Annotated in this window: 11 protein-coding genes; 10 read left to right on the top strand and 1 reads right to left on the bottom strand. The window is 33.6% G+C overall.

Annotation, left to right across the window (positions count from 1 at the left end):
• Window positions 1-11: 11 nt before the first annotated feature.
• The 7 genes from TD29_RS00920 to TD29_RS00950 all read left to right on the top strand — a co-directional run bounded on the left by TD29_RS00920 (window position 12) and on the right by TD29_RS00950 (window position 7,833).
• Window positions 12-782, top strand: coding sequence for an O-methyltransferase (locus tag TD29_RS00920; protein WP_040278226.1), 771 nt, complete (start codon window positions 12-14; stop codon window positions 780-782).
• Between the two features lie 67 nt (window positions 783-849).
• Window positions 850-1,533 carry an ABC transporter ATP-binding protein gene (locus TD29_RS00925; protein WP_040278227.1) on the top strand — a complete coding sequence of 228 codons (684 nt, stop codon included), beginning with the start codon at window positions 850-852 and terminating at the stop codon, window positions 1,531-1,533.
• 135 nt (window positions 1,534-1,668) lie between these two features.
• A complete protein-coding gene (locus TD29_RS00930; protein ID WP_040278228.1) occupies window positions 1,669-2,244 on the top strand; it encodes a cob(I)yrinic acid a,c-diamide adenosyltransferase in 576 nt (191 codons plus the stop codon).
• Window positions 2,245-2,471: 227 nt separating this feature from the next.
• Window positions 2,472-2,693: a DUF2795 domain-containing protein gene (locus TD29_RS00935; protein ID WP_010177336.1), complete on the top strand. Its 222-nt coding sequence runs from the start codon at window positions 2,472-2,474 to the stop codon at window positions 2,691-2,693.
• A gap of 233 nt (window positions 2,694-2,926) precedes the next feature.
• Window positions 2,927-6,280 (top strand): preprotein translocase subunit SecA, encoded by a 3,354-nt coding sequence (gene secA, locus TD29_RS00940; RefSeq protein ID WP_040278230.1) that lies wholly within the window; start codon window positions 2,927-2,929, stop codon window positions 6,278-6,280.
• Window positions 6,281-6,496: 216 nt separating this feature from the next.
• Complete coding sequence (locus tag TD29_RS00945) at window positions 6,497-7,069, top strand: TlpA family protein disulfide reductase (protein WP_052466923.1); 573 nt, start codon at window positions 6,497-6,499, stop codon at window positions 7,067-7,069.
• 11 nt (window positions 7,070-7,080) lie between these two features.
• On the top strand, window positions 7,081-7,833 hold the full coding sequence (locus TD29_RS00950; RefSeq protein ID WP_052466924.1) for a thioredoxin family protein: 753 nt from the start codon (window positions 7,081-7,083) through the stop codon (window positions 7,831-7,833).
• Window positions 7,834-8,007: 174 nt separating this feature from the next.
• On the opposite strand, the gene TD29_RS00955 is transcribed toward TD29_RS00950, so the two are convergent.
• On the bottom strand, window positions 8,008-8,637 hold the full coding sequence (locus TD29_RS00955; RefSeq protein ID WP_040278231.1) for a TetR/AcrR family transcriptional regulator: 630 nt from the start codon (window positions 8,635-8,637) through the stop codon (window positions 8,008-8,010).
• 66 nt (window positions 8,638-8,703) lie between these two features.
• Between TD29_RS00955 and TD29_RS17765 the strand changes: the two genes are divergently transcribed.
• The 3 genes from TD29_RS17765 to TD29_RS00970 all read left to right on the top strand — a co-directional run bounded on the left by TD29_RS17765 (window position 8,704) and on the right by TD29_RS00970 (window position 10,843).
• Entirely contained in the window at window positions 8,704-9,420 is a 717-nt protein-coding gene (locus tag TD29_RS17765) for a CPBP family intramembrane glutamic endopeptidase (RefSeq protein WP_052466925.1), read from the top strand.
• Between the two features lie 232 nt (window positions 9,421-9,652).
• Complete coding sequence (locus TD29_RS00965; RefSeq protein WP_040278233.1) at window positions 9,653-10,057, top strand: hypothetical protein; 405 nt, start codon at window positions 9,653-9,655, stop codon at window positions 10,055-10,057.
• 105 nt (window positions 10,058-10,162) lie between these two features.
• The gene (locus tag TD29_RS00970; RefSeq protein ID WP_040278234.1) at window positions 10,163-10,843 is read left to right on the top strand and encodes a hypothetical protein; all 681 of its coding nucleotides are present in this window, start codon (window positions 10,163-10,165) and stop codon (window positions 10,841-10,843) included.
• The last annotated feature ends 230 nt before the right edge of the window (window positions 10,844-11,073 follow it).

The following is an 11,073-nucleotide window of genomic DNA, read 5'->3' on the forward strand; positions in this document are numbered from 1 at the left end:
ATAGTTAAAGCGTGTTTCAATTCATTCAATACATAAAGTTCTTATTAAAATCTACCAATCAACATGGTGTACACTCACCTTTTGTGTATGATTTAGTCACTCAATGCTTTTATGACAAAACAGAATATCCTGAATATGCTAAACTTAAAAACTATCGCAACTCATTATTAAAAAACAAAAAAAACATTAAAATAACCGATTTTGGTTCAGGCTCTAAAGTTTTTAAATCTAACGAAAGACAAATTAGTGCTATTGCCAAAAACTCTGGCACATCTTTAAAACGTGCGCAATTACTCTATCGCTTAGTCAAGTACTTAAATCCAAAACACACCTTAGAATTAGGCACTTCTTTAGGCATTGCTACTCAAGCTATGGCATTAGCCAAAACAGATAATCATATAATATCTTTAGAAGGTTGCCCAAACATCTCAAAATTTGCAAGAAAGCAAATTTCCGAAGCAACTATTAAAAACATTACTATTAAAACTGGCGCTTTTAAAACAACCCTTCCTAATTTAAAAGATCAAACTTACGATCTTATTTTTTTCGACGGAAATCATAATAAAACAGCAACACTCAACTATTTTGAGACACTAATAAACCAATCCCACAACGATTCGGTATTTATTTTTGATGATATTTACTGGTCTAAAGACATGATGAAAGCTTGGGAAATTATCAAAACACACCCAAAAGTAACAGTTACAATAGACACTTTTTTTTGGGGACTTGTATGCTTTAGAACAGAACAAGTGAAAGAAAATTTCACCATTAGAGTGTAACAACTCTTATGGTTTAGCGTCTTATTGATTATATTGCAGAAACATCATTTAAAAGTTAATTCTCGTTATGAGTCATGTTATTGAAATTAGAAATATCATTCGTGATTTTCAATTAGGTCAAGAAACCGTTCACGTTTTAAAAGGTATCGATTTAGATATAGAACTAGGCGATTACGTTGCCATCATGGGACCTTCTGGTTCTGGCAAATCAACACTTATGAACCTTTTGGGCTGTTTAGACACACCAACTGGTGGTTCATACATTCTAAATGGAAAAGATGTAAGCCAAATGAGTGATGATGATCTAGCCGAAATTAGAAACACTGAAATTGGCTTCGTATTTCAAACCTTTAACCTTTTACCAAGAACTACAGCTTTAGACAATGTGGCTTTACCAATGGTTTACGCAGGAAAATCTAAAACAGAACGTACCAAACGTGCCGAAGAGGTCTTAACGGAAGTTGGCCTTTCAGACCGTATGGATCATAGACCTAACCAACTCTCTGGTGGTCAACGGCAACGTGTGGCTGTAGGTCGCGCCTTAGTAAACAAACCATCTATTATTCTTGCAGATGAACCTACAGGTAACTTAGACTCTAAAACTGGTCACGAAATCATGGCGCTTTTTGATGAGATCCACAAAGCGGGCAATACCGTTATTATGGTAACGCACGAAGAAGACATTGCAGCTCATGCACGTCGCGTTATTAGATTGCGTGATGGCATTATTGAGAGCGATACGTTGAATTAGAACAAGAGTTTAAGAATACGCTTTAAAGCAAACGCAAGTAATCGCCTTAAAATAAGCTTCGTGACTTTATGACGTTACATCTCTGCGAGAAAAAACTAATACGTAACTTTGATTTCGTAATAGAACTATTTCAAAATGAAAATATATACAAAAACAGGAGATAAAGGTACAACCGCATTATTTGGCGGTACTAGAGTTCCTAAACATCATATTAGAATTGATAGCTACGGAACCGTAGATGAACTCAATTCTCACTTAGGATTAATTAGAGACCAAAACATTAATAATCACTACAAAGATGTATTGATTGATGTTCAAGATCGGTTATTTACCGTTGGTGCTATTTTAGCCACAGATCCTGAAAAGGCAACGCTTAAAAATGGAAAGGACAGATTGAATATACCTAAAATTTCCGAAGAAGATATTGAGCAATTAGAGCAAGAAATGGATAAAATGAACGAGTCGTTACCTCAAATGACGCATTTTGTATTGCCAGGAGGACATCAAACGGTGTCATTCTGTCACATTGCTCGCTGTGTTTGTAGAAGAGCCGAACGGTTAGCAAGTGCTCTTAATGACTTAGAACCGTTTCAACCAGAAAGTTTAACCTACCTCAACCGACTTTCTGACTACCTATTTGTGTTGGCACGAAAGTTGTCTTATGATTTACAAGCCAATGAAGTTAAATGGATTCCGAAGAAAGAATCATAACTGCAATTCTGGTTTGAAATTTCAGTAAAAAAACTAAACATTTTTACTACTGTCATCTAAAATTAAAATTGGTATCAATAACAAATTGCGAACATATTTTATAGTTCATTTGGCCTAAAATCATTAAAAAACATAAGTTCTTTTAAATTTTTATTTAATTAATTCACTTTTTTCTTGACTTTCTGAACTATAATTTTATTTTTGCAGAAATTTAAAACGCATAACACATGTATTGGACATTAGAATTAGCATCGTATTTAAGTGATGCACCTTGGCCAGCAACTAAAGATGAATTAATTGATTACGCTATTAGAACAGGAGCTCCTTTGGAAGTTGTTGAAAATCTACAAGCGATAGAAGATGAAGGCGACTCTTACGATTCAATTGAAGAAATTTGGTCAGACTATCCAACAGATGAGGATTACCTTTGGAACGAAGACGAATATTAATTTAATTTGTATTTTCAAGTTATATTAATTGTAAAATAAAAGTTAAAAAGTCTCTTGTTGAGACTTTTTTTGTGCCTTTATCTTTCAAAAAAACTAACACAAATCATATCTTTGAAGTCTAACAATTTTGAAGATAAGGCGTTATCTAAAGTTTTGAATTGTCATACTGAACCAAGTTTAGGTTGACATAAATTTTAAACGTTAGACAAAGTCATTAAAATAAATAAACACCAATGAGTTTTTTAAATTCAGTATTAAAAGTATTTGTAGGAGACAAGTCTAAGCAAGATGTAAAAGCACTCTCTCCTATTGTAGATCAAGTAAAAGCATTTGAAAGCAAACTTGAGCAATTGTCTCACGATGAGTTGAGAGCAAAAACCATAGAATTCAAATCTAAAATTGCTGAGGCTCGCAAGCCACTTCAAGATAAAATAGATCAATTAACAAAAGATGCTGAGGCAACCGAAGATATAGATGCACGTGAAGATATCTATGTAGAAATTGATAAAATTAACGACGATATCTACACCGTAACCGAAGAGGTTTTAACCAACATTATGCCAGAAGCCTTTGCTGTGATTAAAGAAACAGCAAAACGTTTTGTTCATAATACAGAAATCTCAGTTACCGCTAGTGAGTTTGATCGTGTGGTTTCTGGTGATAATGATTATGTGACCTTAAATGGAGATCAAGCCATTTGGGCAAATTCTTGGGATGCAGCAGGTAAACCAATTACTTGGGACATGATTCATTATGACGTACAGCTAATTGGTGGTGCAGCTATGCACCAAGGTAAAATTGCAGAGATGCAAACTGGTGAAGGTAAAACCTTAGTCGCAACCCTTTCAGTTTACTTAAATGCATTGGCCGAAAAAGGAGTACACTTAGTAACTGTAAATGATTACTTAGCAAAACGTGATAGCGCTTGGATGGCTCCAATATTTCAGTTTCATGGTATGAGTATTGATTGTATTGATTACCATCAACCTAACAGTGAAGCACGTCGTAAAGCCTATAGAGCAGATATTACTTATGGTACAAACAACGAATTTGGTTTTGATTACCTAAGAGACAATATGGCTAACTCGCCAGACGATTTGGTACAACGTCCACATCACTATGCTATTATTGATGAGGTCGATTCAGTATTAGTAGATGATGCTAGAACACCATTAATTATTTCAGGACCAATACCACAAGGTGATCGTCATGAATTTACCGAACTAAAACCTAAGGTTGAAGATTTAGCGAGTATTCAAAGAAAAGAACTCGTAGGTGTTTTAGCCGAAGCCAAAAAATTAATTGCAGCTGGTGACACTAAAGAAGGTGGTTTCTTGTTATTGCGTGCTTATCGTGGTATCCCAAAGAATAAAGCATTAATCAAATTCTTGAGTGAAGATGGCATTAAAACTTTATTGCAGAAGACTGAAAACTTCTACATGCAAGATAACAACAGAGAAATGCCTAAGGTTGATGCAGAACTCTACTACGTTATCGAAGAAAAAAATAATCAGGTTGAATTAACAGATAAAGGTGTTGAATATATCTCCGGAAAAGATAATCCAGATTTCTTCGTCATGCCCGAAATCGGGATGGAAATCTCTAAAATTGAGTCTAAAGGCTTAACAAAAGAGGAAGAAGCTGAAGCTAAAGAAGAATTATTTAGAGACTTCGGAATTAAATCAGAACGTATTCACACACTCAACCAATTACTTAAAGCCTACGCATTATTTGAAAAAGATATCCAATACGTTGTAATGGATAATAAAGTAATGATTGTAGATGAGCAAACAGGTCGTATTATGGATGGTCGTCGTTATAGTGACGGTTTACACCAAGCGATAGAAGCTAAAGAAAATGTAAAAATTGAAGATGCAACCCAAACATTTGCAACAGTAACGCTTCAAAATTACTTTAGAATGTACCGTAAACTTTCTGGTATGACAGGAACTGCGGTAACTGAAGCTGGAGAATTATGGGAAATCTATAAATTAGATGTGGTTGAAATCCCAACCAACAGACCCATTGCAAGAGATGATAAGCAAGATTTAGTTTATAAAACAAAACGAGAAAAATACAACGCAGTTATTGATGATGTCACAGCATTATCACAAGCTGGTCGTCCAGTATTAATTGGTACAACATCGGTTGAAATTAGTGAGCTTTTAGGTAAAATGTTGAGTATTCGCAAGATCCCTCACAATGTCTTAAATGCAAAACAGCATAAAAAAGAGGCCGAAATTGTTGATGAAGCAGGACGATCTGGTCAAGTAACCATTGCAACCAATATGGCAGGTCGTGGTACAGATATTAAATTAACAGACGAAGTAAAAGCAGCAGGAGGTTTAGCCATTGTTGGTACAGAGCGTCATGATTCTCGTCGTGTTGACAGACAGTTAAGAGGTCGTGCTGGTCGTCAAGGTGATGTTGGTAGTTCGCAATTTTATGTATCTCTAGAAGATAATTTAATGCGTCTTTTTGGTAGTGAACGTATTGCCAAAATGATGGATAAAATGGGATTACAAGAAGGAGAAGTTATTCAACATTCTATGATTTCTAAATCTATTGAGCGTGCTCAGAAAAAAGTGGAAGAAAACCAATTTGGTGTGCGTAAGCGTTTACTAGAATATGATGATGTGATGAATGCACAACGTGAAGTGGTTTACAAACGACGTCGTCATGCATTAGAAGGCGATCGTCTTCGTGTAGATTTGGCTAATATGATTTATGATACTTCGGAAGGAATAGCAGAGTCTAACAAAGCTGCCGAAGATTTCAAGAACTTCGAGTTTGAATTAATTAGATACTTCTCTATGAGTTCGCCAATTTCCGAAGCAGAATTTAGAAAACTAAACGTACAAGACATTGCAGGTAAAGTTTATAAAGCTGCCTTTGAACATTATAGAGCTAAAATGGAGCGCAATGCAGAATTAGCTTATCCTGTGATTGAGAATGTTTACCTTAATCAACGTGATAAATACAAGCGTATCGTGGTGCCTTTTACAGATGGTGTAAAAAACTTACAAGTGGTTACAGATCTTGAGAAAGCTTACGAAACGAAAGGCACACAGTTAATTAATGATTTTGAAAAAAATATCTCATTAGCCATTGTTGATGATGCCTGGAAAACGCATTTACGTAAAATGGATGAGTTAAAGCAATCGGTACAATTAGCTGTTCATGAGCAAAAAGATCCGTTGTTAATCTATAAGTTTGAAGCTTTTGAGTTATTCAAAGACATGATTGACCAAGTGAATAAAGATGTCATTTCATTCTTATTTAAAGGAGAATTACCTCAAGAAACACAAAACAATATCCAAGAAGCTAAAGAGCGTAAGCAAGAAAATTTACAAACGCAAAAGGAAGAAATCCCTAATATGGATGAACGTGCTGCGCAAAGTAGAGCTGTTGGTTCTGGTGCTTCTCGTCAACAAGAAGTTATTGAGACAGTGGTTCGTGATAAACCAAAAATTGGTCGTAATGATCGTGTAACGATTAAGCATGTTATGAGTGGTGAGAACAAAACTGTAAAATTTAAACAAGCCGAACCATTAATCGCTAAAGGCGAATGGGTTTTGATTGAGTAATAGTAGCTAAACGACGTTTGGCAATATACTCAAGTGTAAAACACCAAACTGTCATTTAGACCATAACGATAAATCTTAAATATAATTATCATTCCGTTTTACTGCGGAAATTTAAAATCTCGACTATTTGTTCGGGATTTTTTTTTAATGTAAAAAAAATAGAAATGAAATTAAACCTTTATTCTTTTTTGACGTCTTAATATCACATGTTATAAAATGATCACAATATCAACACTTACAAAACGCTTACTAGCAAAGCTTAATTATAGTTATTTTATCATTGTTTTACTAGTGTTTAGTAGATGTAAAGACAATGCCTCTGCAATTACTACGGTAAATGATAATGAACATACCGTGGATATGAGTACTGATATTCCAGTACACAACTTCACCTCTTTCGAACCCTTGCTGTATACAACATCTAACAAAACCTATATTGTTAATTTTTGGGCCATGTGGTGTGCACCTTGTGTTAAGGAGCTACCTTATATTCAGCAATATGCAAAAGCCTATCCTGATGCCGAAATTTTATTAGTGAGTTTAGATTTTCAAAAAGATATAGATACTAAACTCAAACCTTTTTTACAAAAGCATGGTATCACATCTAAAGTCGTGCTTTTAGATGATCCAGATTCTAATACATGGATTGATAAAATAGATCCTAATTGGTCTGGAGCCATTCCATTTACCATTATATTCAATGCAGAAAAGCGTGCTTTTTTTGAACGCTCTTTTGAAAGTTTTGAAGATTTAGAAAACGAAGTACAAAACACAATACATAAATATTAAGACCAACACAAATGAAAAAAATAAGCATATTAATTGCCATTATTGGTTTATCAACAAGTGTATTAATCTCTTGTAAAAATGAGACTAATGGTACACAAGAATTATCAGTACATCGAGATAAAAACCCAAAAGGACCACACCAAGATGGCGACCATAAAGCTCCACCTCCAGGCGACCGTAAAGGACCACCAACTGGAAGCCCAGAGCAAACAAAGACGTTAGAAGAAATTGGAGGCTACAACATTGGTGATGTGGCCACAGATTTTAATCTAAAAAACGTAAATGGATCTATGGTATCATTAGCCAGTATTGATAAAGCTAAAGGATATATTGTAACATTTACCTGTAATGAGTGTCCGTTTTCAAAATTATATGAAGACCGCTTAATAACTATTAATAATACCTATGCACCACAAGGATATCCTGTAGTAGCTATTAACCCAAACAGTCCTGAAAACGAAAAAGAAGGCTATGAAGCTATGAAATTACGTGCCAAAGAAAAAGGATTTACGTTTCCTTACCTTGTTGATGAAGGACAAAAAATCTACCCTCAATATGGTGCTGTAAGAACACCTCACGTATTTTTATTAGACAGCGACCGTAAAGTACAATACATTGGCACCATTGATGACAATGCAAAATCTCCTAAAGATGTTAAAGTAAACTACTTAGAAGATGCCATTAATGCTTTAAAAAATGGTACAAAACCAGAACCAAATTTTACTAAAGCTATTGGTTGTCCAATCAAAGCAAATAGAGCTTAATACATGGTTGACTTCATTTTTATTGAAACGTCCCAAACTTAGGTTTGGGACTTTATTGTTTTATACATACGTCGTTTACGCATTCACTTTATCAAAAAAATACTCGAACTTCGTTTAACTGCAGTTGGATGTAAATTAAACATCTCAATAAGATAATATTTTTAAAAAACAGATTTAACTTTCATTAAAGTTTGTAATTTCATAAAATTCTTTCTTTCCTTTTAAAGTAAGGTAAGGATAAAGTAAACTTAATAAAGTATTTGCTTTTTTTTCTATTATACTATCCTGTATTTTCCCTCCATATAATACGGTAGAATACAACCAAGTATTACTATAAACAATCATTTGTTCGGCAAGATTTTGACATTCCCAGTCCAGTATAGATACCTTCATTAATTTATTCTTTTTTAATTGAGTAAATAAAAAGATATAACTCTGAAATCGTGCATCATATATTTCATGAAAATGTGTTTTAATATTAGCATTTAAATTTAATATATTATATAAATCTGTCCAGAAAAATTGATAATCAATCATTCGTTTCATCGTCAACTTAATTTCAATTTTTATTTGATTTATAGAAACTTCCATCGCAGGGAAACTTAAGAGTCTATAATCGAATTCTTCTGTCATTTCAAAATATAAAGCCTCCAAAATTTCTTCACGTTTTTTAAAATGATAGTTTAAATTCCCTGAACTCATCTTTAACGATTTTGCAATCATTCTAATGGTTACTGAACTATAAGATTGCTCATTAAATAAGCGCCTTGAATTATATAGTATTTTGTCTTTTGTCGATTTCATTAGTAAACTTGTCCTAATTAAATTATTATTAGTAAATTTGTCCTAAACTTACAAAAAAACAAACAGATGAATAATATAGAACCACAAAAAAAATCCTTTGATATTAAAATTTTTGTAGAAATAGCAATTGTATTCCTAACTATATTGACCATAAAACATCTCGCAGATTATTTCGAGGTGATTGGTGCAGGCTCAATAGCAATTTGGTGTGGAATTATAGTAAGCACAATTTTCATGAAACAAAAAAAAATAAAATGGAAAGTGTTTAGGCCTAAGTTTCCAAAAGGTACACGAAATTGGTTAAGCAATATATTGATAGCACTTGGTACTGTAATACTAGTTTTTTCAATTATGGGACTAATTGTAAAACCAATATTGGGAAGTTTTGGGCTTACAAACCCAGTAGGTGTAGCTGATAGATTTTCTTTTTTTATGGGAAAACCTCTTGTGTTTATAGGTTACCTAATTTCAGTTGTTTGGTTTGGTGCAGCGTTAGGTGAAGAATTATTATTTCGTGGGTATCTACTAAATAGATTGTTAGATTGTACAGGAAATAATAAATTGGGAATACTCATCGCATTAATAATACATGCTGTAATATTTGGAATTTTACATATTTATCAAGGACTAGCAGGTGTTATTGCCACTAGTTGTATTGCCCTTATATTTGGCTCAGTCTATTTTATAATTAAGCGAAAACTTTTTCCTATAATAATTGCACATGGAATAATTAACACCTTCAGTCTTATTGGATTATACCTAAACAATGGTCTTATAAGTTAAAGCTATAGAGTTTAATTACACCTACAGCCAATATGGTGTATAGTTCATTGCTAGTTCTAACCTACATGGAAATTATTATGGTATTTCTTCTGGTTCGTTTCATTTTTGCCAATTTAGTTGCTTAAACACGACACGAAATCATGCATAAACACATTCAAACGAAATCTCTAATTAATTACACCTGTCAAAATTTTTCAGTATCTTCATTCCAACAAACTAATCCTTCAGTACAATGAAAAATATTCTAGCAACAATTGTAGGTTTCATTTTAGCCTCATTAACGGTTTACATCTTTGAAACCTTAATTGGTCATAGCTTATTCCCTTTACCAGAAGGTGCCAACCCAATGGATATGGAATGGATAAAAAACAATATGAACCTCATCCCAACAGGAGCAAAAGTCATGGTTGTAATTGGTCATTTTATGGGAATTGTTGTAGGCATGTTCGTTGCAGGATTAATTTCTAAAACCAGTATGGTACCTGCTTATATTGTTGGAGGTTTAATGTTGGCTGCAACTATTTTTAATGTCGTAATGTTACCTAAAGAGTTATGGTTTAGCATTAGTGATATTATATTAGCCGTCATTGGATTATTACTAGGAAAGAGTTTAGCCAAACGACAGTTAAGAATATGAAATTTGTAAGTCGCTAAGCTTTGCTTAAGTGTTTTCAAAACAACATATATATTGTTTTTTTCCAATACGCAATGTCACATAATAATTTTTAAAACATCTACACACATGAAACATCTGATTACAGCTTTAGTTTTTACAGGATTGTTAGTGTCTTGTAATTCTTCAGAACAGACTAAAACAACAACTGAGAATTCTACTAAAATAGAAATCACAGAAGAAAATACTCCAATTGAAAACCATAGAGAATTAAAGACTATTACTACAGATGCCGATTTAATTGCCACAGCATTAATGGCAGCTCCTGAAGAAAGTAGAGCTAACTCTAAAGTTATTGGTTACAATATGAAAGGCGAATTCGTGACACTTAAAGAAGGTACAAACGAGTTTATTATTCTTGCAGATGATCCTAATAAAAACGGATTTAGTGCAGCATGCTATCATAAAGATTTAGAACCTTTTATGGCAAGAGGACGTGCTTTAAAAGCAGAAGGAAAGAATCCTAAAGAGATTTTTGATATTCGTGAGGAAGAAGTTAAATCTGGTGCTCTCAAAATCACAACTGGAGCTACTTTGCATATTTACTTCGGAAAATCAACAGCATACGACCCTGAAACATCTAAAGTAGAAGGAGCTAAACTACGCTATGTGGTTTATATGCCTTGGGCAACTTCAGAATCTACAGGTTTACCAGAAGCTCCTTTAGCCTCAAACCATCCTTGGATTATGAATCCTGGAACGCATAGAGCACACATTATGATTTCTCCTTTGGCAGATGAAGAGCAATAGGATTAATGATAGTGTGATTATATGATAAATAACCACCTCGTCTTTCCTCCTTTTACGAGGACGAAATCCACTCCTCCTTGAAAAAAGGAGGAGAATTATTTAGTCCTCAATTTTTAGTTCTATAAATTTAATTATGCTTTACTTTTCTTGAATTCCTTCCCTTTTGGAAGATAGCTTTTATTGAGCTGTCATTCAGAAAGAGGTACGACTAAAGAATCTTTAACTATTTT

Origin of the sequence: Psychroserpens damuponensis (assembly GCF_000826655.1) — a bacterium.
GTDB lineage: Bacteria > Bacteroidota > Bacteroidia > Flavobacteriales > Flavobacteriaceae > Psychroserpens > Psychroserpens damuponensis.